Here is a 25,614-nt window from a genome sequence, read left to right as displayed (position 1 = left end):
CGTGTCCCGACGCTTGCAGAATCTGATGAGCATTATGCTGCGCTACAAAAAACAAAGCGATTTGAACGACAAGCAACGAGCGTTGACTGCCGAGCGGCGCGCGATGGAAAAGGAAATCGCGGCGGATACCAGTCGCGATGTGAAACCATCAATTGCAGAATTACTCGGCGACGAACCGGGAACGAAATCGCTAAATCGCAAGAGGTTGTCAGAAATTCGCACTGAATTGTCAGATATCGAACAGGCGTTGCGTGTGGTGCGGCAGCGACTTGTGGATGCGCGCGGAAATGCATCAGCATCGGTTTGCGCGAAGGCGCACGGCGAGTACGCGCGGCGAGTCAAGGCCATGGCTGCGGCTGTCCTGGCACTACAGACGGCGCGCGAATCCTACGATGAAATAGTAGATCAATTCGTTGCGGAAGACGTCGCGTGGACTCATTTAGTTCCATTGCAACCCAATTTTTGCGGTGATCGTCTGGATGGGCATTTGCACCGGTGGCTGCGCGCGGCGCGGGAGGCCGGATATGTCGATTGAAAAAGCAACAGAACGGCGTGCGAAAGCGAAACGTCGAATAAAGATTGCAGGGCAAGCGGAACGCTACGCCAACACTGATCCCATCGAAATCGCGCGCGAACTTCGGGCAAAATCGAAACTCGGCCGGCGCGAGGCGAAGCTGTGTCAAATGGAGGTAAAAATTGGCCGGTAAAACGATAAGCGGATACGCGGCACGCTTTGGTGACGCGACTGTTATAGCGGGCGAATTTCGCGAGAAGCTTGCGCGCGGCGCGTTCAGCCGCACGCTGCGCTATCATCCTGATGTTGTGATGCTACTTGACCACGATACCGGTCGCGTCCTCGGCAGAACATCTGCAGGAACGTTGGCGCTGCGCGAAGACAAGATTGGTTTATGGTTCAGCGTGGATGTTGATGCGTCTACGCCGGAAGGCAGGTCTGCAATCGGTACCGTTTCGCGCCAGGATGTTAGGGGCTGCAGCTTCGGGTTTCGCGTGCGGGCGGAAGAGTGGCAGGACGGTGGAGACAAGCTGCCGTTGCGCACAATAACAGATGTTGATCTACACGAGATCACTTTGACAGCTTTTCCAGCATACACGACGACCTCGGCTAGCGTTGCCCGTTCAAACGCGACAAACGCTTCTCGCCGCCGGGCCGAAGCCGCGATGCGCGCTAGGGGTATCTGACCAAAACGATGATGGTGCAGCGCCAAGGCGCTCGGGGTACTGCGGCAAACACCGCACCTATGCCAGCCCACCGACAAACGCGCTGGTGTCGCCTTTTCGCAGCATGGCGAGGCGAACAGCACCCCTGCAGCCACGAGCCCGGCAATGCGTCTGCCTCTCGATCTCGTCGAGATAGAGGAATTCCCGCTCCGGCGATGAGCAGATCAGTTCAGGTGTGAGATAGTGGACATAGCCGCATTGCTTGCAGGTGATTTCGAGCTCTTGGCCGGGATCGAGATCGCGAACCTGGACGTTCTGTTTCCAGTTGGTCACCAGAAATCCTCCGCAGTTGGAATGCGCGTGTAGCTGATCTTGCCGCCGACATGGCCACCGGCCGGGGGCCTCCACATGCCTAAGCTCATGACGGTACGGCCATAGCGGGCATTGAGGTTGTCGATCGCGCCGGATGCACGTTCCCATTTCTGGCGAGCACGGTCATCGTTGATGAGCATGTCGAGTTGGCGTTCACCTGCCGGCGAGATGTCGCAGAGTGTAACCCCGACACGAAAGACCTGAATGCCTCGCGGATGGTCGCGTTTCATTCGCGCCCATAGCCGATCAAGACCCGCAAGGGCCGCCTGATCGTCATTTATGATCGGTAGTGTGATCTTTCCTGACCAGTCGCCGTTGCGAATAGAGAGCCAAAGCAGCAAGCCCCGGCAATAATATCCGGCCCTGCGCAACCGTCGCGCGGCCTTGATCAAAAGCAGGCGACAAATCTCGAACGCACCTGCCATTGTTCGGCTTTCAGGCGGGAGAACACGGCCATGCCCAAACATGCCGCGTTCCGCATTGGGAGCCTGAATGTCATAGCCGTGCAGCGCGTACCAAAGACGCTCACCTGTCACATTGTTCCAGAGTTTGCGCATATGCTTGGGCTGCAACCGATACAGATCCTCGGTCGTGACGATGCCTGATCTGGCAAGGCGACGCTCCATGTTCGAACCGACGCCGGGAACATCAGACAGTGGCTGCGCCAGCAATGGTGCCGGCAAATCTTCCGGCCGCCAGATCATCAACCCATTGCCATATGTTCCGTTGGACCGTTTCCCGGCCTTGCAGGCCATCTTGGCCAGTTGACGATTGGCCGCAAACCCGACCGATGCGGTGATATGCTGTCCGACATTGCGGGCCAGCGTCGACCTGAGGCGCGCAGTCAGTGCCTCGGGATCGTCGCGTCCTGTTTCGTCCAGCACACATGTCAATTCATCGATCGACTTGACCGTATCGATCGGAATGACGGTCTCAATCTCGGCCAGCAACGTGTTGTGGGCGCGGCGATAGAGGTCAGGCTTTTGTGGTACCAGGACAATATCAGGGCAGGCGGCTCGGGCGTCGGCTATTTTCATCACGTTCTTGACGCCAAACGCCTTGGCCTCACGAGAACAGGCGATGACACAGGTGCGGTCTGTACCTTCGAACGGGACAACGCCGACAGGACGTCCTTGCAGCCGCCTGTCTGCCTGTTGCTCGACTGACGCAAAGAAGCCGTCGAAATCGAGATACATGCGCTCGATAATCTCTGGTTTGCGCAAGGCAAAGCTCTCCCGTGGCGCGGCAAACGCGCATTCACCAATGTTTCAAGACTGCATCGCCGGCGCCCTCGCCAACAATGTTCCTAAAATGTTCTCATTGAGAAAAAGAGTCAAGAGAAGCAGGAAATAAATCCTATTTGCCTCGGTGGAGGTGAGGGAACAAAGACATTCGTGATCTGAACGCTACAAGCGTCGACGTCCGTTATCGCAATATGAACGTGGTCCGAGAACAGCTGCCGCCCGGCTCTGAAACGACCGGACGGCTGACTGGATGTTGACCGATCACTTGGCGTTTATCATTGAAGGATAGCGAGTGATCTGGCGCCGCATCTACGTTGCTTTCGCGGTAGTCGAAGCCTTATTGATCGATGTGACCGCAAGGTTGGTCAGCTTGTTATTCGTAGCCTTTTCCTGATCGAGAATTTCGCTTAGCAACTTATGTGCTTCATCATGGCCGAGGTCTTTTGCCCACTCCCGCAAGGAACCGTACCTTGCAATCTCATAGTGCTCGACAGCCTGGCACGCGGCCAGCAATCCCGCATCAAGAGCCGTGCCGGTGGCCTCTTCGATCAAGCCATCAGTCTCCTTGATTAGACCTTCGATGGCATCGCACTTTTCCCCAGATGCCTTCTTGCCGATTGACTTGAAAACCTGTTCCAATTTCTTGATCTGCCCCTTGGTTTCCTCAAGGTGATCCTCGGCAGCCTTTTTCAACTTGGCGTCCTTTGCTGCCTTCGCTATTTTCGGCAATGCCTTTGTGATAGCGTTTTCGGCGTAATATACGTCCTGAAGGGTATGCTCGAAAATCTCAGCCATCGTTTTCATGAAAAATCTCCCAGTGCCGGAATTGGCTGGGGAAGAATGAATAGCGCGGTCGATGGTTCCGTCTGCACACAAGCGGACAGACAGATGTGATCGGACGGGTTGTCTGCCGTATCGGATGAACATTTGGGAATGTTTTTAAGACCGTGGCATTGCGCAGCATATCAAGCTGAAACGATATTTCTATATTCAGGAGAACAAAAAGTTGACTCGCGCGTTTTCACGACAGGCGATCCCCGCCTTATGGAGAACACCATGGACTGGAACCGCGTCGAAGGAAATTGGAAGCAGATGAAAGGTAACGTCAAAGAACAGTGGGGCAAACTCACCGACGATGACCTGGATGTGATTGCCGGCAAGCGCGACCAACTGGAAGGCAAGATTCAAGAGCGTTACGGCCTCGAAAAGGATCGCGTAAAGCAGGATGTCGACGATTGGTATGGTCGTCAAACTTGGCCGATGTAACAGCCAGAACGTCGAAATTTATTTCCGCTCGGCTTAAGCCGGGCGGACTATTTCTAACGAGAGTTTCGTCTCAACAGTCCGTGAAATGCTCTTGAGTTGATAATTGCCTACGTAAAAATAAATACGACCGCGAATGTTATGCTGGCGGTCAAAGCCAAAAAAACCGCGTAAGGGAGTATTCCCCTTTTGTTTGGTTGCATGTCTTCTATCAGTACTTTGAACTTGTCGGGGTCGCCATGCTTGAGATGACGGAAACGGTGTATGTTGTCGCTAGGCTTGTTGGTGTGCCAAGGCCCAATAGTCTTTGAGGGGCAATTAGCCTCGGCTTGGGCGTCAAATTTTCGCCTTGTCTCTTCGTCGAACTGGTATCGCCTAGCACCACGCCAGTTTGATTGGTAAGTTTCATTGCCCATGTCGTTATCTTATGAGGTGACGACTAAAACGTCGTTGAGCATGTCGCTAAAATGCGATGGAGGTTTTTCGAATGGTGACAGTGACGCACTAGCGATCACGCCAATCGTATCGGCGGCGGGAGGATACATCGGCTGATTCCTATTACGGATAATTCGATTTCTTCGCGCCGCCGCTACTCGGGTTCATTTGTAGTTGCTTAGGTAGCGGAAGGCTCGAGCACCGCATATGAACCTCGCGAGCAAACAGCTTGCGCTGCTGATCCTGGTTGGCATCAGCGGCTGCGGCTAGCGGGATACCGAACGGACCCAGAAGGAGGCCGGTAGCCATGCCGACTGCCATCCGCTCGCCAACCTTGTCGTCATAACCAAGGGCTGCGAGCCGGATTTGCTTGCAATCTGGCGAGTTCCATCTCGGATCCTGCTGCGAGAGAGTGGTTGCATAGTTTGCAGGCGTCGTGGTGCATCCAGATAGAACAATGGCCGCAAGCAATGCGGTAGAGAATTGAACCTTCACCAATCAAGCTCCGCTGTCTTTGCCGAACTTGAAGTTCCCTGTTGTTCCGTCGCTGAAAGTGCCGGTACCAGTTCCACCCATGAGGTTCTTGTTTCTCATTATATTGAGCGTTCCGGTGCGCTTATCGGTGCACGTAAACGGGACCGTCAATTGTCTGGCCCGGGAGAATTGATCGTAATCGCCAGAGCAAAGTACTCCGGATTGATTTGTCACGACGAATTTTCCCTCTGACATCGATGCAGTAGCTTGCCCATAGAATTTTTCGCCGGATGATGTCGTTCCGGATGCCGGAATGGATATCGATCCGCACGCCGTAAGGGCGCCGCAAAGTAGCATCGCCGCAATATTTCTAGTTTGCATATTTTACTCCCAAGCCCAACGGGAGACAAGCATATATCGCGTTACGATACAATTATGGATTGCAAAAAATGCACAAGGGAAGCAACGGTGAGGGCTCGATTGAGCGGCAAGCGGGTTGTGGACGTGCGCTTGGGCGGATGCATAGATTCTGCACTCTTCCCATATACAATGTTCTTGGGCACCCAACGCTCGGGGCAGTCCCCGAGACGAAAGGGTAACCCGACGTCGTGGGTATGCTAAAGCCAAGTCGGGTTACTTACAGCGCGTTGCTGCGATTATAGAATGAGCATAACCGCCAGAGCCGCAGCCATGCACACCACAGTAATTGTATAAAAAGACCAGAATATTCTGTTCATCGCTGCATCCACACGAACGTCAAACTCCCATAAAGAGGTTTTGGTTCCCGGTGTGCGGTGGCCCTGTCCGCAATATGTTGGGACGTTCGTCATCTACGGGCTACTTGCGTTGATGGTTGTTACCGGAAAAATTCAGCCGGACGTAGGTTGCTTGTCGAGTTGCTCCTCCAACCATTTCCACCTATCGGAATAAGTTAGCAGCATGTTTTTCAAGTCAGCATTCAGAATACGGGTAAAGGTGTAGTAGCCTTTATCGACCCAAGACTTACTTGCGCGCGCCCCTGAAGGAAGCGCATCCAGCGCCTCATCATAGGACATGAACAGTGCAGAGGGTATCTGCACCACATTCCAAACGTAACAGATCGGTATCCCTCTTCCTTCGTATTTTCGATCGACGCTAAAACTTTCATCGGTTGCACATTTCAACTGCAGCGGAAGAGATCGTATTCCAGCGTCGCCAACTTCTTTGAAAATGATTAGGTCGATGCCACGATCAATAACAGGGATGGACACCTCGAAGCCCCTCAGGAGCAGTTGTGCAGTCAGCCAGTTTCTCCCGGCATACTCGACGGCCTTTGTATGGAGTCGATTGATCATTGTTCACCCGTTCCACAATCGCATGCTTAGGCCGTCGCCGTTCGGTTTTGTCCGAGGGTACCAATCTTGACAAAATGAATTGAATCGATCCTTATAGAAAAGTTCGCAGCCCCTTGCGGGGCAGCCATAATTCTCGCACTCGCAGCCTTCGGGCCAGCCCATTTGGCGAGACTCTCAACACAACTATAGCACCCGTGTGGGTGAACATAACCGCTTGCCTTGCGGCATGCATATTGAAACGTCCGGCTGTGTGCCGGCGAATGAGGAGAATTATTATGGGAAATGCACTTTCGTTTGAACTTTCTAAAAAGGCTGAGTGGCGTGAACGCAAGGCAGAAAGGCACCCGGAGGACTATCGAAACGGAGCAGCTGCAGAGATACTTCGGACTCTTGCTGAAAGTACCGGCAGTAACGAAGATACCTCAAAGCTAAGTGCGCTTGAAGGTGATGTTGACCATGAGTGGTACGACAGGTTCCCAGAAGCCATGAATGATGTGCTGACCGACATAGGATTCCGATTTCACCCTAAGGACGTCGATGAAGTCGAAGAAGCCATCGTCGCCCGACTAAAAGAGGAATAACCGCTACCGTCTGCCGGGATCGCCAAATTCAACCACGAGCCCAACCCGTCGTCAGCAATGGCGGCGGGTTTTTCCTCGAATCCCATGTCGCATCCTTGTCGCGTTTCGCAGCCGCCGCTGATTACGACACGTTACAAATCAATACGTTACGTTGCGACAAATTCCGCGTCTTGCGACATGAAATTTGTGAGGTTCTTCTGCTAAGTGCTTGATTCTGCTTGGCTGGGGAACCTGGATTCGAACCAGGACTAACGGAGTCAGAGTCCGTGGGTCTACCGTTAACCTATTCCCCAATATGCGCCGCGAAACTATGCTTTGGTGCGACGCGTATGGTGTCCTGAACCATCTGGCAACAGCGCTGCACTGTGCAAAGCTTCAGTATTTGGCTGCGTTTTAGCCGTCATCGTAAAATAGTCAAGCCTGTGTCATTGGTCAATTTCAGCCTGTCCAAACTGTGAGCGCTCGAACAGCAGAACGACAACGAGTGCGATGAGCAGCGGAACAATGAGATATAACAGCCGAAACACGAGAAGGGCGGCGACAACGCCAATCGGGTCCATATCCGAAAGGCCGGTGAGAAATACGACTTCCAGAACACCAAGGCCGCCAGGCGCGTGTGAAATCTGCGCGATGGAAAACGACACAAGGAAGATGCCAAGCACAACCAGATAGCCGGGATTACCCGTAGAGGGCAGGGCGAAGAAAATGATTGCGGCAGCCGCGAAAAGTTCGATCGGGCCGACGAGTATCTGACGCGCCACGATTGGCAATCGCGGATAGTGCATCTGGAACGAACCAAGACGGAAAGGCCGGAGGTGCAGCCAACTTCCAAAAACATACGCAACGACGATGAGAATCATCGCTATTCCCGTAACGCCGGATAATTTGTGAAATCCGATGGCAGAAAAGCGATCGAGCAGGTCCGGCACAAGCATCAAAACAACGCCGGAGACCAGCACCGTCGATAAAACGAATGTGACCCAGCACACCGCAACAAGTACCCCGACTTCCTGCGCGGAAAGGCCCTTCGTTCCATAGGCGCGATAGCGGATAACGGCCCCGGAAAACACCGATCCGCCGATATTGTGAGACAGCGCATAGGTCGTAAAGGAACACAGCGTCACAAACTGCCATGAAACGCGTTTGCCGATGTGAAGCAGCGCAATGTGGTCATATCCCGCCAAAGCCGCATAGGCCACGACGGCACTGACCGCAGCCAGAATCCAGTGATGCAGGGAAATGACGGTCAGTCCCGCCCAGACATCATCGATTGATATGCCCCGCAATTCATCGAGCAAAAGCCAGATCGAGAAAGCGACCGCCGAAAGGCCGACGCAGGGCCAGAAATAGCGCTTCCAATTCATGTAACGTCAATCATTAGCATTGGTCGCCTGTTCGTGTCTGTTTGGCAAGGCGGTGAACTCGCGAGGGCCACATTCCAACGCGCGCCAACAGCAATGCCTCATTGAAGCCGGCTATTCAACCACTGTGGGACAAAGCCGATGTTGGAGCGTTCTTTCGAAGCTTTGTTCTTGGTGATATCGGGTTGCGCTGCTAATCTGCTATCAACTTGAAATCATATGCGTCTGCTGCGTTCGGAAAATCCGGTTCGCGCGATGCCGGAAGGAACGACAGTGAAAGACCGCGACGCCGGCGCTGAAGCGCCGGAGGTGGGCGCGTCGGAAGGTGATACACGGCCTCCAGGTTCGGGAAATCCTTTTGATGCGCGCTGCCCGGAAAACAAGGTTTTAGTGGATTCCGGCAGCCAGCCGGCAGGAAACACCAATCAAACCGGAAAGCCCAGGAAGCGCCGCAAACGCAAGCGGGGCCGCAAGGTTTTTGCGCGTGACTTGGCTGGGGCACCGGTAAGTGATTCGCCGCATGTCGCGGACCCAGCACCTGTTGTGCCGAATGCAAAGGGCGATAATCCACCGACGTCGCCAAAGCCGAATTTCCACAACATGCCTGCCAGGCGCCGCCCCGCGCATCTGTTGCCCGTATATGCAGCACTTGATCTTGGAACGAACAATTGCCGTTTGCTGGTCGCGATTCCCACCAGATATGGACAGTTCAAGGTCATTGATGCGTTTTCGCGTATCGTGCGTCTAGGTGAGGGGCTTTCTGCGCGCGGCAGCTTGGCCGACGCTGCGATGGATCGCGCCATCGAGGCGTTGAAAGTTTGCTCGGCCAAGCTCAATAGCCGCAAAATCGCGCGGACTCGGCTGATTGCCACCGAAGCGTGCCGTTCCGCGCAAAACGGTGCGCTATTCCTTGAACGCGTCGAGCGCGAGGCGGGCATCAAACTCGAGATTATCGACCGCGAAACCGAAGCGCGGCTTGCCGTGTCGGGCTGCGGATCGCTGGTGGAGCGCGATACGGAAGGTGTCGTGCTGTTCGATATTGGCGGAGGCTCATCGGAGATCGCTCTTATCGATTTGAGCAGCCAGCGGTCTGGCAGGCTTGCCAATCATATTGTCTCATGGACATCGCTTCCCGTTGGCGTGGTGTCGCTGGCAGAACGCTTCGGTGGACACACCGTGACACGCGATGTTTTTGCCGCGATGGTTGATGATGTAGCGGTGCGCCTGAATGATTTCGATGGGCGCGACCGATTGAGCCATGTCCTGAAAAGCCCGAAATTTCACCTGCTCGGCACATCAGGCACGGTGACGACGCTGGCCGGTGTTCATCTTGAACTTGAACGTTATGATCGTCGTCGGGTCGATGGCTTGTGGATGGACCGCGACAATGTCGATCGCATGGTGGAAAAGCTGCTCGGCTGGGATTTTAAGCAACGCGTCGCCAATCCATGCATCGGAGCGGATCGCGCCGACCTTGTGCTTGCCGGTTGCGCCATACTTGAAGCTATCCGGGGAATGTGGCCATCGGAAAGGCTGCGTGTTGCAGATAGAGGATTGCGCGAAGGAATATTGAGCGAACTTATGGCAGATGATGGCGCATGGCGTCGAAACTGGCGCGGCAGGTAATGACCAAGAAACCCGATAAACCAAGTTCGGCCAACATTCGCGTGCTCAAAACGCGTATCAAGAAGAAGAGCGGCCTGAAAGAATCATCACGGCGTTGGCTGCAGCGGCACATGAACGATCCCTATGTTCAGCGCTCCAAGGCCGACGGCTACAGGTCGCGGGCGGCCTATAAATTGATCGAGATCGATGACCGCTACCATCTGTTGAAGCCCGGAATGAAAATACTCGATCTGGGGGCAGCACCAGGCGGTTGGTGCCAGGTCGCGGCCGCCCGCGCCGGATCAACGCCCGAGGACGTGCATGTCGTGGGCATCGACTATCTGGGCGTGGACGCAATTCCCGGAACAGTCATTCTGGAGATGGATTTCCTTGACGATGCCGCACCTCAGCGTTTGATGGAAACGCTTGGAGGCGAACCGGACATCGTTTTGTCGGATATGGCCGCCCCGACCACGGGCCACCGCCGCACCGATCACATTCGCACCGAACATCTTTGTGAGGTCGCGGCTGATTTTGCCATATCCGTATTGAAGCCTGGCGGGCATTTCCTGTCCAAGACATTTCAAGGCGGTACGGAGCACGCAATCCTTGATCTGTTGAAGAAAAATTTTCGCTCCGTCCATCATGTAAAGCCGCCGGCTTCGCGCGATGAGTCGGTTGAGTTGTATATTCTTGCCAAGGACTTCAAAGGGCGCAGGCCGACTGATGGAGAGTAGCGAATGGCGGGGATTTCAATCAGCCACAGCGTTCAATTCGCCCGCAAAGTATTGGTACATCGGCCAGCTTCAATGGTCGCAGCTCAGAAAAATGCAGGCTGGGACACTACTATGAATGTCTCATAGCTTTTCTTCGCCGGTTAGACGTGGTACCAGCCACCGCCAATCCTGAAAGGGAAAACAACGAGTCGGCGCTGCCCAACCGGGTTGAGCGCGTTTCATGCATTCCGGGGGCGGCCATGGCTAAAATCATTGAAACATCCGCAGGAGCGCTCGCGCTAACCTTTGACGATGTGCTGCTGCAGCCAGGCCATTCCGAGGTCATGCCGGGCGATACCGACATTCGGACCTGCATTGCCGGTGACATAGAAATGAATGTGCCGATCATTTCGGCTGCCATGGATACAGTTACCGATGCCAGACTGGCGATTGCGATGGCTCAGGCTGGCGGGATTGGTGTCATTCATAGGAATTTTTCGCCTGAGGAGCAGGCCGAGCAAGTCCGCCAGGTCAAGAAATTCGAGTCCGGCATGGTGGTCAATCCCGTCACGATCGGCCCGGACGCCTCCCTTGCCGATGCCCTTTCATTGATGAAAGAAAACAGGATTTCCGGTATTCCCGTTGTTGAAAATGGGGGATCAGGCGGGCATAAGGCGGGCCGTCTGGTTGGCATATTGACCAACCGCGACGTGCGCTTTGCTTCCGATCCTGAACAACGCGTCTATGAACTGATGACGCGCGAAAATCTGGTTACGGTGAAAGAGAGTGTCGATCACGACGAAGCCAAGCGGCTCTTGCATCAGCATCGTATCGAAAAGCTGGTGGTGGTCGACAAGAAGGGTGTGTGCGTTGGCCTGATCACGGTCAAGGACATCGAGAAATCCCAACTCAACCCGCATGCCAGCAAGGATGGGCAAGGGCGCCTGCGCGCTGCCGCGGCAACGAGCGTTGGCAATGACGGTTTCGAGCGAGCAGAGCGCCTCATAGACGCAGGCGTCGATCTGTTGGTGATTGATACGGCGCACGGTCACTCCCAGCGTGTTCTCGATGCTGTGACGCGTGCGAAGAAGCTTTCCAATTCCGTACGTATCATGGCCGGTAATGTTGCCACCGCCGACGGGACGCAAGCATTGATCGATGCTGGAGCCGATGCGGTCAAGGTTGGTATCGGACCGGGGTCGATTTGCACGACGCGCATCGTTGCCGGTGTCGGCGTTCCGCAACTTTCGGCGATCATGTCGGCCGTCGAGGCGGCTCACAAGTCCGGTGTGTCGGTGATTGCGGATGGTGGGATCAAGTTTTCGGGCGATCTGGCCAAGGCTCTTGCGGCAGGGGCAAGTGCTGCGATGATCGGATCATTGCTTGCCGGAACCGATGAAAGCCCGGGTGAGGTCTACCTGCATCAGGGGCGCTCATTCAAAGCGTATCGTGGAATGGGATCGGTCGGTGCCATGGCGCGCGGGTCCGCGGACCGGTATTTTCAGGCAGAAGTACGTGATACGCTGAAACTGGTTCCTGAGGGAATTGAAGGGCAGGTTCCGTATAAGGGGCCGGTGGCGGGAGTCCTACATCAGCTTGCAGGCGGGCTAAAAGCCGCTATGGGTTATGTAGGAGGTCGCGATCTTGCCGATTTCCGTGAACGCGCCACATTTGTGCGCATATCGAACGCCGGACTTCGTGAAAGCCATGCCCATGATGTCACGATTACCCGCGAAAGCCCCAATTACCCTGGCGGACTCTGACCAGCCGAGCGGTGTGCATCCGTTGATCCACGCAATTGGACGATTGCCAAGGCATGCGGGCGTGCTGTGCTTCGCGTCGTTGGTGGTCTTCGTGATCATGACTGTCGTGGAGCTATTCTATTTCCGCGAATTGAGCGGCGGCCTGATGTCTCTCGATATACGCTGCTTTGGCTTTACGCCGGATCAGGGCATGGCGTGGCTGACGGCCCTGGGTCGACGAGGCAGCGAGATTATCATTGTCTGGCATTATCTGACTTTTGACCTCGTCTTTCCGGCATTGCTGTCGCTGACGCTGATGAGCCTTGTTCTTGTCACCGGGCGCAGGCTTCCGCGTTTTGCAAAAATGTCGGTCAAAGCGCAGGTGTTGACGACCTTGACCCTGGTGCTTCCTTACACGCTGGCCGACTATGGTGAGAATATAGCTGTCGTGCGGCTGTTATCCAACTTTGTTTATGCAAATCCGGATTCGCTTCTGCCTGACCTCGGCATTGATCGTCACCAAGTTCGCATTTGGCGCAATTCCGATGATGGTTATAGCGACATTCTTCTTCGCAGGCCGCGCAAGACGTCACAACGAGCGTCACGGGTAGAAGAAGGATATGGCATGAACCCGACCGTTATTTTATGGCCCATGATCGCGCACTTCGTTCTGGTCGGCATCATCTATGTGCTGCTTGGGTTGCGCCGCCGACAGGCGGTGAGAAGTGGTACAGCGAGGGCGAGGCAGTTCAAGGTTCGTGGCGATGAACCTGAAATGAGTGCAACGACTGCCAACGACCTCATGAACCAGTTCGAACTGCCGATGTTGCTTCACATCGCCTGCCTTGGCTTGTTCGTGACCAACGGCGTGTCTTTTGCTTCGCTGGCGCTGGCCTGGATTTTTGTTCTGCTGCGCTATGCCCATGCCTATGTGCACGTCACCAGCAATAATCTACGTTATCGCGCCCCGATGTTTGCGGCGGGATTTGTCGTGATGGCTCTGCTTTGGGCGTGGTTCGCCCTGCATCTGCTCGCCCTCGTGTGAGGCAACTTAGAGCGGTTCAGCTTTTGATAGAATCACTGAGCCGCTCTAAGGTTTTGTTTTTACGCAATCCCGGACAGAAAACCGCTGCACACTTTTCCTGGAATTGCTCTATATGCCGGGTTCGAACACCGAGATTTTTCGTTGATCGAACTTGATCGCGATTTCACCGTTGACAAGGCGTAAGGCTGCATCGCCGAATACGCTCCGTCGCCAGCCCCGCAGAGCCGGAACATCTGCCGCGTCGCCATCGGCCGCGATGCGATCGATGTCATCGCTTGACGCCAGCACTTTGGTGGCAACACCTTCTTTTTCGGCAACGAGGCGCAATAATACCTTCAACAATTCGGCAGCAGCATTGGTGCCTTCGGCCTGCTGAGTGGTCTTGGGTGGCTTGGGCATATCTTCTTTGGGAAGAGCAAGTGCTGCGTTGACCACTTCAAGCAGCGATGCGGCACCGGAAGAGCGCTCCCAACCTTTAGGCGTGGTGCGCAACCGACCGAGCGCCGTCGTATCGCGCGGTCCTTGCTGGGCTATTTCATAAATGGCGTCATCCTTCAAAACACGCCCACGCGGGACGTCGCGTTCGCGTGCTTCGCGTTCGCGCCACGCGGCAACGGCACGAACAATGGCCAGTTCCTGTGGCTTGCGCAGGCGCATTTTAAGGCGTTTCCACGCATTGTCAGGATGAGGGTCGTAGGTCTCGCGCGATGTCAGGATCTGCATTTCCTCATTGAGCCAATGGGCGCGGTTCTCAGCTTCGAGCTGGGCTTTGAGGTGCTTGTAGACATCGACAAGATGCGTGACATCGGCCAAAGCATATTCAAGCTGCTTATCGGACAGCGGACGATAGCGCCAATCGGTAAAGCGCGAGGATTTGTCGAGCCGCGCCCCGGTAATCTTGTGCACGAGTTGGTCATAAGACACGCTGTCGCCGAAGCCGCACACCATGGCCGCGACTTGCGTGTCGAAAACCGGATGCGGCACCAGATCGCCAAGATGGACAACGATTTCTATGTCCTGGCGGGCAGCGTGGAATACCTTCACTACCTTTTCGTTTGCCATCAAGCCAAAGAACGACTTGAGATCGATATTGGGTGACAACGGATCGACGAGCGCGGTCACACCGGGTGCCGCCATCTGGATCAGGCACAAAACCGGCCAGAATGTTGTTTCGCGAATAAATTCGGTATCAACGGTGACGAAATCCGACCGCTCTAGCGCCTGGATGGCGGCTTCGAGCTCGCCTTGCGTGGTAATAACGTGCATCAAATCGCTTTTGATAGATAAAAGGTCTCTTTCCATTTCAGCCGGCGATGGTTTCGTCAAGCCGCCAGGCAAATATAGCGTCGTCAAACCGGGAGCGGAACCGGTGCGACATGGCTCCCAATTGATCAAATGGAATGTCAGGAAACCATTCAGCGGTGAGGTAATCGCCTCCGCCTTGACAAAAGGCGGTGCCCATGCGCTTTTCGCGCCAAATTTTCGGGTCAAGCGCAAGCTTTGCCTCTATCGACAACTCCTGATCGGATTACAGGCCATGCATCGTTATCGCAGCCATAATTGTGCGCAATTGAGGAAAGCAGATGTCGGTTCATCCGTAAGGCTTTCCGGTTGGGTGCACCGCGTACGCGACCATGGCGGGCTTTTGTTCATCGACCTGCGTGATCATTTTGGTTTGACGCAGATTGTGGCTGATCCCGATCTCGCCCGCGTTCAAGGCGGCGGAAGCTGTACGAGGCGAATGGGTCATTCGCGTTGACGGCGAGGTGAAGGCGCGCGCAGCAGAAGCTGTCAACGAAAACCTGCCGACCGGCGACATCGAGATTTTTGCACTCGACATAGAAGTGCTTTCGGCAGCCAGGGAATTGCCGCTGCCTGTATTCGGTGAGCCGGATTATCCTGAAGACATCCGTCTGAAATATCGTTTCATCGACCTGCGCCGCGAAACCCTTCACAAGAACATCATCGCGCGCACCAGGATCATCTCCGAGATGCGCAAGCGTATGGAAGGTGCAGGCTTCACAGAATTCTCGACGCCGATCCTGACTGCATCGTCACCAGAGGGAGCGCGAGACTTTCTGGTGCCGAGCCGTATCCATCCGGGTACGTTTTATGCGTTGCCGCAGGCCCCACAGCAGTACAAGCAATTGATAATGGTGTCTGGTTTCGACCGGTATTTCCAGATTGCGCCGTGTTTCCGCGACGAAGACCCGCGTGCCGACCGGCTGCCCGGCGAATTCTATCAACTCGACCTTGAGATGAGTTTCGTGGAGCAGGACGACGTTCTTGAAACGATGGAACCCGTCATGCGCGGTGTTTTCGAGACATTCGCAGCCGGCAAACCGGTAACGAACGGGTTTCCGCGCATTTCCTATGATGTGGCCATGCGCAAATACGGGTCCGACAAACCGGATTTGCGCAATCCGATTGAAATGCAGGACGTGTCCGATCATTTTCGCGGTTCCGGCTTCAAGGTGTTCGCAAACATTCTGGCCAATGATCCAAAGGCGGAAATCTGGGCGATACCGGCAAAGACCGGAGGCAGCCGCGCTTTCTGCGATCGCATGAATTCATGGGCGCAAGGCGAGGGACAACCCGGCCTTGGCTACATATTCTGGCGCAAGGAAGGCGAGAAGATCGAGGGGGCTGGCCCGCTTGCCAAGAATATTGGCGAGGAGCGAACCGATGCGGTGCGCCAACAGCTTGATCTTTCGGGTGGCGATGCATGTTTCTTTGTCGCCGGCGACCCGAAGAAATTCGCGGCATTTGCAGGTGCCGCTCGCACCCGTGCTGGCGAAGAACTCAATCTTGTCGATCGCGACCGATTTGAGCTGTGCTGGATCGTAGATTTCCCATTTTATGAATGGAATGAAGACGAAAAGCGCGTCGATTTCGGCCATAACCCGTTTTCAATGCCGCAGGGCGGCATCGATGCACTGAATGGACAAGATCCGCTCGGTATCAAGGCGTTCCAGTACGATCTTGTCTGCAATGGTTTTGAGATTGCCTCGGGCGGTATCCGCAACCATCTGCCGGAAACCATGGTGAAAGCCTTTGAAATTGTCGGGCTGGATCGCGCAACGGTCGAAGACCGTTTTGGCGGTCTTTACCGCGCATTCCAGTACGGGGCACCGCCACATGGCGGCATGGCAGCCGGCATCGACCGTGTCGTCATGCTTCTGCTCGGTGCGAAAAACTTGCGCGAAGTGACCATGTTCCCGATGAATCAACAGGCCTATGATTTGCTGATGGCCGCACCAGCCGAAGCGACACCGCAGCAATTGCGAGAGCTTTCGTTGCGCGTGGCCGTCGCGAAAAAGAAGACTGATTTAGTTGGGACTGAAGCGCGCCCGACGCATGGACACAGGAAATAGCGGTAACATGAACGCCTGAATATGGATTTCAGGCGACTTTAGATATAGCAATGTCAATATGTTATCGGTCTTTGTTAAAGTTGTTCGGCTTCAATGAAATCACCAACCGCGCTAACTATTTGTTTTTACGCGATTCCAGATAGAAAACCGTGCGCACTTCTACTGGAATCGCTAATGCTGCGTCTGTAATTTTGGCTTATAGCGCCCATCAGGCTTTTTCTCGAAGAGTTCCCTGATCTGCGGATGGCGGATTGGCTCGTCGGACTCATCTTCCAGCAGATTTTGTTCCGAGACATAAGCGACGTACTCGGTTTCCGAGTTCTCGGCCAACAAGTGATAAAACGGCTGATCCTTACCCGGGCGTACATCGACCGGGATAGCCTCGTACCATTCATCCGAGTTGGCAAACTGTGGATCGACATCGAAAATGACGCCGCGAAAGGGAAACATCTTGTGGCGGACCACCTGCCCAATCGAGAATTTGGCTGTTTTCATCGTACTCACCACAGAACATTTATATTCTATTTGACGCAGACTATGGAAAAATTCAATCCCGGCCTGCTTGACTGCCTTCCAAATTGCACGATAGCCAAGCTGAACGACTGTCCGAAAGCCGGACTTCCTTCTAGTGGTCAGATTCCGACATTTGCATCCCTGTGGGTCAAGCTCCCGAGCAAATGTCAAATTCGCTCCACTAGGATCAGCACCCATTAATGTGATTATTACAGCAGGATAACAGTATGTCGGAAGTCATCGGTCTGGTTCTTCCGTTCTTTGGGTTGATCTTTCTAGGCTTTGTTGTCGCACGTATCACCCGTCAGCCACTCGAAGCACTTGGCTGGATGAACACGTTCATCATATACGTTGCCTTGCCCGCCTTGTTCTTTCAGCTGTTGGCAAAAACGCCATTTGAACAGTTGACGGAATGGCGTTTCATTGCCGGTTCGGTTCTTTCGACTTTTGCGATATTTGTGCTGATGTTTTTCGGCTCGCTGATTGTAGCGCGCGGTGAAATAGCCGAGGCAACGATCAAGGGACTGGCCGCAGCCTATGGAAATATCGGGTATATGGGCCCCGGCATTGCATTGCTTGCCTTCGGAGAAGCGGCGGCTGTTCCTGTCGCGTTGATCTTCTGTTTTGAAAATATCATGCACTTTGCCATCGCGCCCATGATGATGGCCCTGTCCGGCGATGACAAAAGTCCGCCGCTCCAGCTTGTTGGCGGCGTGGTGAAGAAGATCGCGCTCCATCCATTCATTATCGCGACTGCTATTGGCGTGGCAGCGGCTTTTTCCAAATTCAGCCGCCTGTACCGCTTGAACGATTGCTTTCCTACCTGTCTGGCGCGGCAGCTCCGTGCGCGCTTTTTGCCATGGGTGTCACGCTGGCGCTCAGGCCATTAAAGCGCGTCCCGCACGAGATGGCACCAATCGCCGTTCTTAAATTGATCGTACACCCGCTGCTTTGCTATGTCGTTTTGAGCAGCATGGGCAATTTTTCGCAAACATGGCTGTTTTCGGCTGTGCTTCTGGCGGCATTGCCAACGGCAACCAATGTTTTCGTTATTGCCCAGCAATATGGCGTATGGGTTGAACGTGCATCGGCAAGCGTTCTCGTCACAACATGTTTGTCAGTCGTGACCGTGACAGTCCTCTTGTTCATGATCAAGCATGGCATTTTACCGATTGATCTATTTCCGTAGGCTGCCTGTCAGCGCGGAAAAGCCGCTGCCGGGGCGTAAACCTTCGCGCATGAAAAAGGCGCGAAGCGGAGCAAATCCCCTGAGGGCACCCAAACCAGCGCTACGAGCCAGCTGGGCAGGCAGCATGTCGGAAAGCAATGACCTGTTGAGCAGGTTGACGGCAGAACTGCGGGCAATGACATCCGGGCGTCTTTTCATGTCGTAGGCGCCAAGTGCCTTTGGTGATCCGGAGTTTGACCGGTTTTCGCATGCGATTTCAACCAGATCCTCAACATCCCTGATGCCGAGATTGAGCCCCTGTGCGCCAATCGGCGGGAATATGTGGGCGGCTTCACCAACCAGTGCAACACGGTTCTGGCCGAACCGTTGGGGCGTTGCTGTCGACAATGGGTAGATCTGCCGTCCCGGATCAACGTTGATCCGCCCAAGCATCGACTGCATCTTTTCTTCGACCCGGTTCGACAATGCGTCATCATCCAGCGCCGCCAGCTCTGTGGCCATCTCAGGTCGCACAACCCAGACAAGGCTGGAGCGGTTTCCAGGTAGGGGAACCTGCGTGAATGGTCCGGTCTCAGTGTGAAATTCGGTCGATGTAAAGACGTGATCGACGCTGTGGGAAAAGGTCAGCACAAGGGCGGCCTGCGCATAAGAGCGCGCCGAACTCGAAATTCCCGCCGCTTGACGAGCCGGAGAGGTGCGCCCATCGGCTGCAACCGCAAGCGAAGCCTCAATGAAGCGACCGTCACCAAGATGGGCGACCACACGCTCTGCCTCGATCTCCCATGTCTTGACCAGTTCTTTGTGCCATTCGATTTGTGGGTGCGCAGCCACCGCTTGTCCAAGAACCGCATTCAGTGTGCTGTTGCGCAGATTGAGCCCGAACCGGTCCTCGCCAATTTCATTCGCGCGGAAAGTTACCACCGGGCTTCTGATCAATCGTTGCGTCGCATCCAGGATGCGCATGACCTTCAGGGTGCGCTGCCGGGATCGAGGTTTTGGAGCACGCCGAGTTTTTCGAGCACGGCAAGCGCCGGGTTCATCAAGGCGGTGGTGCGCCCGTCGGACTTGTTGACCTCAGGCCCCACCAGCTTTACCGGAAAACCTGTATCGGCAAGCGCGAGAGATGCGATCAAGCCGACCGGACCGGTCCCGGCAACGATGATTGGCGCGTCAAAACTCATATTCGAATCAATTTTCGACAAATATCATGCCGCCTTGTCTGGAACCGGGGTCGTGCTGGTATAGTCCAGCATGCATCAAGGGGGCAACGCGGCAAATCAAACTGTGACAACTAGTGGAACGAATTTGACATTTGAGTCCCACTTCCGTCAGCCTCTCGTTCAAATGTCAAATTCAAAAGTTCCACGAGAGTCAATAAGTTGCTAGTGATTCTTTGATTCAGACATTTGCTCGGGCATGTCCACGAGGCAGATGCAAATGTCTGAATCGAACCACCAGCGGGATGAGGAAAAGTGGATAGCGGTTTTACGCCCGCATCCCGCTCTAACTAATTGGAGCGCGTTTCGGGCATGATAGTTGTTGTTTGGCCAATGGCGCTGCTATTAGATTTGTGTTGACCGAGATATCGGCAAGTCGATCGCGTCGCGTGGTCGGTGTGATATCGCAAACTGGACTGGCTGGCCCGTGAGTAAAGATGTGACAGGCAAGAAGATCAAAGATCGTATCCCAAGGCCAAAGAAGAAGGTCACATGGCCACAAGCGCGGGCATTTTCTGTCCATCTTTTGACCGCATCCGGTTCATTCCTTGCTTTTGTGTCGCTGGTCGCTGCAAGCGAAGAGCGCTGGACGGCGATGTTCTGGTGGCTGGGTCTGGCCCTGTTTGTCGATGGTATTGACGGCCCGATTGCCCGAAAACTTGAGGTGAAGGAGATATTGCCCACATGGTCGGGCGAACTTCTCGACAATATTATTGATTACGTGACCTACGTGTTGATCCCGGCATTTGCGCTATACCAGTTTGGTTTGATGGGAGAAGGTCTTTCCTTCCTGTCGGCTGCGATCATCGTCATATCCAGCGCGATTTACTATGCCGACACTGGCATGAAGACCAAGGAGAACTTCTTCAAGGGTTTCCCGGTTGTCTGGAATATGGTGGTTTTCACACTGTTTGTCGTTGGGCCGGGCGAATGGGTGTCTTTTGCTGTCGTCGTGATTTCCGGGCTGCTGACATTTGCGCCGGTCAATTTCCTGCATCCTGTGCGGGTGAAACGGCTGCGGCCGATCAATCTCGCTATCACGCTTCTATGGTGCGGCTTCGGCGCGCTGGCTTTGGCCGAGTCTGCGCTCGCAGTATTTTACAGCCAGATCGGTGTTCTTGCAGAAAATGTCAGCCAATTTACCAAGGTTGGCATTACCGTATCCGGTATTTACCTGTTTTGCATTGGCGCCGTTATGCAACTCTTTCCACAACTCGGGGCGAAGAAAATCTGATCATGTCGAAATCAATACGCGTACATGCCCATGGCGGGCCAGAAGTCCTGAGCATTGAAGACGAAAACCCCGGTCGCCCGGGTCAGGGGCAAATCCTCATCAAGCACACGGCTATCGGCCTGAATTTCGTCGACGTCTATTTCCGTAGCGGCCTGTATCCCGCGCCTGATGGCTTGCCATTGACGCCGGGAAGCGAGGCGGCAGGTGTGGTTCTGGAAGTCGGTGAAGGTGTGAAGGGGCTGAAAGCCGGTGATCGCATCGCTTATGCCGTCAAGCTTGGGGCCTACTGCGAACAGCGGGTCATCAATGCCGATCAGGTCGTGATTGTTCCCGAAGAGATCAGTGACGAACAGGCCGCTGCCATGATGCTGAAGGGGATGACTGCGGAATATCTCCTGCGTCGTACCTTCGCCGTGAAGCCTGGTGACATCATACTTTGCCATGCCGCTGCGGGCGGGGTTGGGCTGATTTTGGGCCAATGGGCCAAGCATTTGGGCGCAACGACAATCGGGACGGCTGGCTCACCGGACAAGGTCGCACTTGCCAAGGCGCACGGGTTCGACCACGTGATCGACTATCGAAAACAGGATTTCGTGGCTGAAGTTGAGGCGATCACTGGCGGCAAGAAATGCCATGTCGTCTACGACTCGGTTGGCAAAGACACATTCCCAGGTTCTCTCGATTGCCTGCGTCCACTGGGAATGTTTGTGTCATTTGGTCAATCGTCAGGTCCCATTGACCCGGTCAATATCGGTCTTCTGGGGCAAAAGGGGTCGCTGTTTGCGACCCGTCCATCACTGTTCGTCTACAATGCCACACGTCCCGCGCTCGAGGCCTCCACGTCTGCGCTGTTTGATGTGGTGAAAAGCGGTGCGGTCGAAATCAAAATCAACCAGCGCTATGCGTTGAACGATGTGGCTGAGGCCCATCGCGATCTTGAGAGCCGCAAAACAACTGGAACGACCATTCTTGTCCCCTGAAATTATTGAAGCACTTTCAAGTTGTGAACTGCTTTGCGTAACGTACTGGTCGCGCCTACCATACGTGCGGGAACACAGAACATGTCTGGGAACGGATGGGAGGAACTGTGACTTCACAGCAAAACGCTGCGAACCTGTTGGAGGTTCGTGGTCTTACCAAGATATTCGGCACCCTGAAGGCATGCGATCGCGTTGATCTGAATATTGCCCACGGGGAAATCCACGCGCTGCTCGGTGAGAACGGTGCGGGCAAGTCAACACTCGTCAAGATGTTGTTTGGCTCGCTCGAACCTCATTCCGGTGAGATCGTGTGGAACGGCCAACCCGTGAGGATTGCCAATCCGAGCGCTGCCAAGAAACTTGGCATCGGTATGGTTTTTCAGCATTTCTCGCTTTTCGAAGCACTTACGGCTGCTGAAAACATCGCGCTTTCGCTGGATGATGGCGCGCCGATAGGCACTATTGCAGCCAAGGCGAGGGCGCTTTCATTCAGCTATGGCCTGCCGCTTGATCCGGAATCGCTTGTCGGAGATCTGTCGGTTGGCGAGCGCCAGCGCATTGAGATCATCCGGTGCTTGCTGCAAACGCCACAACTGATCATTCTGGATGAGCCAACCTCGGTGCTGACGCCGCAGGAAGCCGACAAATTGTTCGAAACGCTGGAGCGATTGAGGGCTGAGGGAAAGTCGATCCTTTATATATCGCACCGCCTGGAAGAGGTGAAACGCATTTGCGATCGGGCAACCGTGTTGCGTCATGGCAAAGTTGTCGGCCACTGCAATCCGCGGGAAGAGACGGCTTCTTCTCTGGCGCGCATGATGGTTGGCAGCGAAATACAAGCTGTGGTGCGTGAGGCGGCCGAAGGGATTGAATCATCTCCTGCATTGCTTGAAATTCAAAATCTGAGCCGCAAACCGGCGACGCCCTTTTCAATCGGCCTGAAAGACATAAACCTGAATGTCCGCGCGGGTGAGGTGATTGGTATTGCCGGAGTTGCGGGCAATGGGCAAGGCGAGTTTTTCGAGGCGGTTTCCGGCGAAGTGCTCCAACCCCAAAAGGCGTGTGTGCGCATTCGTGGAAAGGATGCGGGCGGGCTTTCCATTACAGATCGTCGCCTCCTGGGCGCAGCGTTCGTGCCCGAGGAGAGGCTCGGCCACGGGGCAGCTCCACGCATGAAATTGTCGGAGAATTTGCTCCTGTCGCGTCATGCAACCGACGGAAACACATTCGTTGGCGCAGGCGGCATGGTCCGCAGCCAGACCATCTATGATGCCGCACAACGCATCATTGAAGTCATGGATGTACGCAAGAGCGCACCTGACCCTGAAGCTGCCGCCCTGTCAGGCGGCAATCTGCAAAAGTTTATCGTCGGACGCGAACTTGATCGCCAACCTGTCGTCATGATCGTCAATCAGCCGACATGGGGCGTTGATGCAGGAGCCGCAGCACATATTCGCCAAGCTCTGATCAAACTGGCGCGCAGCGGCTCGGCAGTCCTGATCATTAGTCAGGATCTCGATGAACTGTTCGAGATTTCCGACGCGATTGCCGTCATGCATAACGGTGAATTGTCCACGCCGATGCCGATTGCCGAAGCAAGTTTTGAAAAAATCGGCTTGCTGATGGGTGGTGCGGCAACCGGCGATGGCGAAACTTTGGTGGAGACAGCATGATGCGCCTCGAACTGGTTAAGCGCCCGCAGCAATCAATGCTGTTTTCGATGTTGTCACCGTTCATCGCTTTCGCACTGACGATTATTTCCGGCGCGATATTGTTTGCTTTCCTGGGGGTTAACCCGGCAACCGCGCTATATACCTACTTTATCTCGCCCATCACCGAAGTTTGGCAATTGCACGAACTGGCGATCAAGTCCGCACCGCTGATCCTTATCGCTGTCGGCCTGTCGGTCTGCTACCGGGCCAACATATGGAATATCGGTGCCGAAGGGCAATTCATCCTTGGGGGCATCGTCGGATCGATATTGCCGGTGATGTATCCTGATCTGCAAGGGCCGTTCGTCCTGCCGCTCATGCTGCTCATGGGCATGGTTGGCGGCGCGCTCTACGCAGCCATCCCGGCACTGTTGAAAACACGGTTCGGAACCAATGAAATCCTGACAAGCCTCATGCTGGTCTATGTTGCACAGCTCTTCCTCGACTGGATGGTGCGCGGCCCCTGGCGTGATCCAAAAGGCTTCAACTTTCCGCAGACGGTGCAATTTTCACCATCGGCCACGCTCTCCGAAATCATGCCGATGTCGGGGCGTGCCAACTGGGGCTTCGTCTTCGCTCTCATTGCGGCAGTGCTGGTGTGGGTTTTGATGAGCCGTATGCTGAAAGGTTTCGAAATTCGCGTTCTGGGTTCAAGCCCGAGGGCAGGGCGGTTTGCCGGGTTCAGCGTGAATCGCATGGTGTTCTTCGCGTTCATGCTGTCTGGCGCTTTGGCCGGTCTTGCCGGTATTTCCGAGGTATCGGGTGCAATCGGCCAATTGCAGCCAATCATATCACCCGGTTACGGGTTCACGGCCATCATCGTTGCATTCTTGGGGCGGTTGAACCCGCTGGGCATCGTCGCCGCAGGTCTGGTGCTGGGATTGACTTATCTTGGCGGAGAGGCTGCACAAAGCGTGCTCGGCCTTTCCGACAAGGTAGCCCGTGTCTTCCAGGGCATGCTGCTGTTCTTCGTCCTCGGCTGCGACACGCTTATTCACTATCGCATCAGGCTGGTAGGCATGACCGCGCCTGCCCCTGCACTTGAGGCGAGCCCAAAACTTGAGGAGGCACGCTGATGGACATCACAGTCAATATTCTCATGACGATAGCAACCGCAGCGACACCACTATTGATTGCGGCCATTGGCGAATTGGTTGTCGAACGCTCGGGCGTTCTCAATCTCGGCGTTGAAGGCATGATGGTGATGGGTGCCGTCGGCGGCTTTGGAGCCGGGTATCTGACGGGCTCGCCGTGGATCGGCTTGCTGGCCGCGGTTCTGCTGGGTGCGGTGTTCTCGCTGCTGTTTGCCTTTATGACGCTTTCGCTGGCAACAAATCAGGTAGCGACAGGCCTGTCGCTGACGCTGCTCGGTCTTGGCCTGTCAGGTATGATGGGGACAAGCTTTGTTGGTCTGCCGGGTGAGCGTCTACCAAACCTCTATATACCGGTACTGACCGATATGCCGGTGGTCGGCCGTCTGTTCTTCGGTCAGGACCCGATATTCTATATGTCGATCGTGCTGACCTTCAGCGTCGCGTGGTTTTTGTTCAGGACACGAACCGGACTGACGCTGCGTTCAATTGGCGATAGTCACACCTCCGCTCATGCGCTCGGCATCAAGGTCATTCGCTACCGCTATCTGGCAGTTGTATTTGGCGGCGCATGTGCCGGTCTTGCAGGCGGGCATCTATCGCTGGTCTATACACCGCAATGGGTGGAAAACATGACATCCGGTCGCGGCTGGATCGCGCTTGCATTGGTCGTGTTTGCTTCCTGGCGGCCGTGGAGGGTGCTTTCCGGTGCCTATATCTTCGGTGCGGTCTGGATTGGCCAACTTCATGCACAGGCTTTTGGCATTCCTGTGCCTTCACAGGTTCTTTCTTCACTTCCCTATCTGGCAACGATCGTGGTTCTCGTTCTAATCTCGCGCAACAAGCGTCTGACCATGATGAACACACCGGCTTCTCTCGGGCAGCCTTTCGTGCCGGATCGCTAGTGTGGTGGTTTTGAAGTTCGATCTGAGGTTGATATTTAATGAAATGAA

Annotated in this window: 23 protein-coding genes, 1 tRNA gene and 2 pseudogenes; 15 read left to right on the top strand and 11 right to left on the bottom strand. The window is 54.8% G+C overall.

Features of this window, described 5'->3' with window-relative positions:
* Nucleotides 1-25 precede the first annotated feature (25 nt).
* Entirely contained in the window at nt 26-535 is a 510-nt protein-coding gene (locus AC0L7S_RS17745; protein ID WP_473472213.1) for a hypothetical protein, read from the top strand.
* Nucleotides 536-696: 161 nt separating this feature from the next.
* Entirely contained in the window at nt 697-1,200 is a 504-nt protein-coding gene (locus AC0L7S_RS17740; protein ID WP_473472211.1) for an HK97 family phage prohead protease, read from the top strand.
* 57 nt (nt 1,201-1,257) lie between these two features.
* Here the strand turns inward: AC0L7S_RS17740 and AC0L7S_RS17735 are convergent, their stop codons facing one another.
* The 3 genes from AC0L7S_RS17735 to AC0L7S_RS17725 all read right to left on the bottom strand — a co-directional run bounded on the left by AC0L7S_RS17735 (nt 1,258) and on the right by AC0L7S_RS17725 (nt 3,599).
* Entirely contained in the window at nt 1,258-1,512 is a 255-nt protein-coding gene (locus AC0L7S_RS17735) for a hypothetical protein (protein WP_473472210.1), read from the bottom strand.
* The gene (locus AC0L7S_RS17730) at nt 1,509-2,774 is read right to left on the bottom strand and encodes a Y-family DNA polymerase (protein ID WP_473472209.1); all 1,266 of its coding nucleotides are present in this window, start codon (nt 2,772-2,774) and stop codon (nt 1,509-1,511) included. The genes AC0L7S_RS17735 and AC0L7S_RS17730 overlap by 4 nt, the downstream gene beginning before the upstream one ends.
* Nucleotides 2,775-3,104: 330 nt before the next feature.
* Entirely contained in the window at nt 3,105-3,599 is a 495-nt protein-coding gene (locus AC0L7S_RS17725) for a YciE/YciF ferroxidase family protein (protein WP_473472208.1), read from the bottom strand.
* A gap of 252 nt (nt 3,600-3,851) precedes the next feature.
* Between AC0L7S_RS17725 and AC0L7S_RS17720 the strand changes: the two genes are divergently transcribed.
* Nucleotides 3,852-4,061 carry a CsbD family protein gene (locus tag AC0L7S_RS17720; RefSeq protein ID WP_473472207.1) on the top strand — a complete coding sequence of 70 codons (210 nt, stop codon included), beginning with the start codon at nt 3,852-3,854 and terminating at the stop codon, nt 4,059-4,061.
* A 555-nt stretch (nt 4,062-4,616) separates the two neighbouring features.
* On the opposite strand, the gene AC0L7S_RS17715 is transcribed toward AC0L7S_RS17720, so the two are convergent.
* Both AC0L7S_RS17715 and AC0L7S_RS17710 read right to left on the bottom strand, forming a co-directional pair.
* The gene (locus tag AC0L7S_RS17715) at nt 4,617-4,988 is read right to left on the bottom strand and encodes a hypothetical protein (RefSeq protein ID WP_473472206.1); all 372 of its coding nucleotides are present in this window, start codon (nt 4,986-4,988) and stop codon (nt 4,617-4,619) included.
* Between the two features lie 848 nt (nt 4,989-5,836).
* Nucleotides 5,837-6,301, bottom strand: a complete 465-nt coding sequence (locus AC0L7S_RS17710) for a hypothetical protein (RefSeq protein WP_473472205.1) — start codon at nt 6,299-6,301, stop codon at nt 5,837-5,839.
* Between the two features lie 275 nt (nt 6,302-6,576).
* Between AC0L7S_RS17710 and AC0L7S_RS17705 the strand changes: the two genes are divergently transcribed.
* Nucleotides 6,577-6,882: a hypothetical protein gene (locus tag AC0L7S_RS17705; RefSeq protein ID WP_473472204.1), complete on the top strand. Its 306-nt coding sequence runs from the start codon at nt 6,577-6,579 to the stop codon at nt 6,880-6,882.
* A gap of 219 nt (nt 6,883-7,101) precedes the next feature.
* On the opposite strand, the gene AC0L7S_RS17700 is transcribed toward AC0L7S_RS17705, so the two are convergent.
* Both AC0L7S_RS17700 and AC0L7S_RS17695 read right to left on the bottom strand, forming a co-directional pair.
* Nucleotides 7,102-7,175: transfer RNA gene (locus AC0L7S_RS17700), tRNA-Gln, on the bottom strand.
* A 132-nt stretch (nt 7,176-7,307) separates the two neighbouring features.
* Nucleotides 7,308-8,246, bottom strand: a complete 939-nt coding sequence (locus tag AC0L7S_RS17695; protein WP_473472203.1) for a lysylphosphatidylglycerol synthase domain-containing protein — start codon at nt 8,244-8,246, stop codon at nt 7,308-7,310.
* 216 nt (nt 8,247-8,462) lie between these two features.
* Between AC0L7S_RS17695 and AC0L7S_RS17690 the strand changes: the two genes are divergently transcribed.
* The 4 genes from AC0L7S_RS17690 (at nt 8,463) to AC0L7S_RS17675 (ending at nt 13,351) form a co-directional block, all read left to right on the top strand.
* A complete protein-coding gene (locus AC0L7S_RS17690) occupies nt 8,463-9,869 on the top strand; it encodes a Ppx/GppA phosphatase family protein (protein ID WP_473472202.1) in 1,407 nt (468 codons plus the stop codon).
* The gene (locus AC0L7S_RS17685) at nt 9,869-10,585 is read left to right on the top strand and encodes an RlmE family RNA methyltransferase (RefSeq protein WP_473472201.1); all 717 of its coding nucleotides are present in this window, start codon (nt 9,869-9,871) and stop codon (nt 10,583-10,585) included. Before AC0L7S_RS17690 ends, AC0L7S_RS17685 begins: the two co-directional genes overlap by 1 nt.
* Before the next feature lie 239 nt (nt 10,586-10,824).
* A complete protein-coding gene (gene guaB / locus AC0L7S_RS17680; RefSeq protein WP_473472200.1) occupies nt 10,825-12,327 on the top strand; it encodes an IMP dehydrogenase in 1,503 nt (500 codons plus the stop codon).
* A 97-nt stretch (nt 12,328-12,424) separates the two neighbouring features.
* Nucleotides 12,425-13,351, top strand: a complete 927-nt coding sequence (locus AC0L7S_RS17675; protein WP_473474353.1) for an MAPEG family protein — start codon at nt 12,425-12,427, stop codon at nt 13,349-13,351.
* Between the two features lie 108 nt (nt 13,352-13,459).
* Here AC0L7S_RS17675 and rnd read toward each other — a convergent pair whose 3' ends face one another.
* Nucleotides 13,460-14,617 (bottom strand): ribonuclease D, encoded by a 1,158-nt coding sequence (gene rnd, locus AC0L7S_RS17670; RefSeq protein WP_473472199.1) that lies wholly within the window; start codon nt 14,615-14,617, stop codon nt 13,460-13,462.
* Nucleotides 14,618-14,888: 271 nt separating this feature from the next.
* Here rnd and aspS point away from each other — a divergent pair.
* Nucleotides 14,889-16,725, top strand: a pseudogene (gene aspS / locus AC0L7S_RS17665) (aspartate--tRNA ligase).
* A 171-nt stretch (nt 16,726-16,896) separates the two neighbouring features.
* Here the strand turns inward: aspS and hspQ are convergent.
* Complete coding sequence (hspQ, locus tag AC0L7S_RS17660; protein WP_473472198.1) at nt 16,897-17,220, bottom strand: heat shock protein HspQ; 324 nt, start codon at nt 17,218-17,220, stop codon at nt 16,897-16,899.
* Nucleotides 17,221-17,465: 245 nt separating this feature from the next.
* Here hspQ and AC0L7S_RS17655 point away from each other — a divergent pair.
* Nucleotides 17,466-18,427 (top strand): annotated as a pseudogene (locus AC0L7S_RS17655) (AEC family transporter).
* On the opposite strand, the gene AC0L7S_RS17650 reads toward AC0L7S_RS17655, so the two are convergent.
* Both AC0L7S_RS17650 and AC0L7S_RS17645 read right to left on the bottom strand, forming a co-directional pair.
* Entirely contained in the window at nt 18,416-19,390 is a 975-nt protein-coding gene (locus AC0L7S_RS17650) for an FAD-dependent monooxygenase (protein WP_473472197.1), read from the bottom strand. The pseudogene AC0L7S_RS17655 and the gene AC0L7S_RS17650 sit on opposite strands and share 12 nt — an antisense overlap.
* 5 nt (nt 19,391-19,395) lie before the next feature.
* Entirely contained in the window at nt 19,396-19,608 is a 213-nt protein-coding gene (locus AC0L7S_RS17645) for a hypothetical protein (protein WP_473472196.1), read from the bottom strand.
* 463 nt (nt 19,609-20,071) lie between these two features.
* On the opposite strand from AC0L7S_RS17645, the gene pcsA reads away from it, so the two are divergent.
* The 5 genes from pcsA (at nt 20,072) to AC0L7S_RS17620 (ending at nt 25,566) form a co-directional block, all read left to right on the top strand.
* Nucleotides 20,072-20,878 (top strand): phosphatidylcholine synthase, encoded by an 807-nt coding sequence (gene pcsA, locus AC0L7S_RS17640; protein ID WP_473472195.1) that lies wholly within the window; start codon nt 20,072-20,074, stop codon nt 20,876-20,878.
* Between the two features lie 2 nt (nt 20,879-20,880).
* Nucleotides 20,881-21,858 (top strand): quinone oxidoreductase family protein, encoded by a 978-nt coding sequence (locus tag AC0L7S_RS17635; protein WP_473472194.1) that lies wholly within the window; start codon nt 20,881-20,883, stop codon nt 21,856-21,858.
* A 95-nt stretch (nt 21,859-21,953) separates the two neighbouring features.
* Nucleotides 21,954-23,531: an ABC transporter ATP-binding protein gene (locus tag AC0L7S_RS17630; protein ID WP_473472193.1), complete on the top strand. Its 1,578-nt coding sequence runs from the start codon at nt 21,954-21,956 to the stop codon at nt 23,529-23,531.
* A complete protein-coding gene (locus AC0L7S_RS17625; protein ID WP_473472192.1) occupies nt 23,528-24,646 on the top strand; it encodes an ABC transporter permease in 1,119 nt (372 codons plus the stop codon). Before AC0L7S_RS17630 ends, AC0L7S_RS17625 begins: the two co-directional genes overlap by 4 nt.
* Nucleotides 24,646-25,566: an ABC transporter permease gene (locus AC0L7S_RS17620; RefSeq protein ID WP_473472191.1), complete on the top strand. Its 921-nt coding sequence runs from the start codon at nt 24,646-24,648 to the stop codon at nt 25,564-25,566. Before AC0L7S_RS17625 ends, AC0L7S_RS17620 begins: the two co-directional genes overlap by 1 nt.
* Nucleotides 25,567-25,614 lie beyond the last annotated feature (48 nt).

Source organism: Mesorhizobium sp. G2-6-1 (assembly GCF_055809095.1).
Note: the sequence above shows the minus strand (reverse complement) of the source record. Positions and strands in the feature narration are given on the sequence as shown.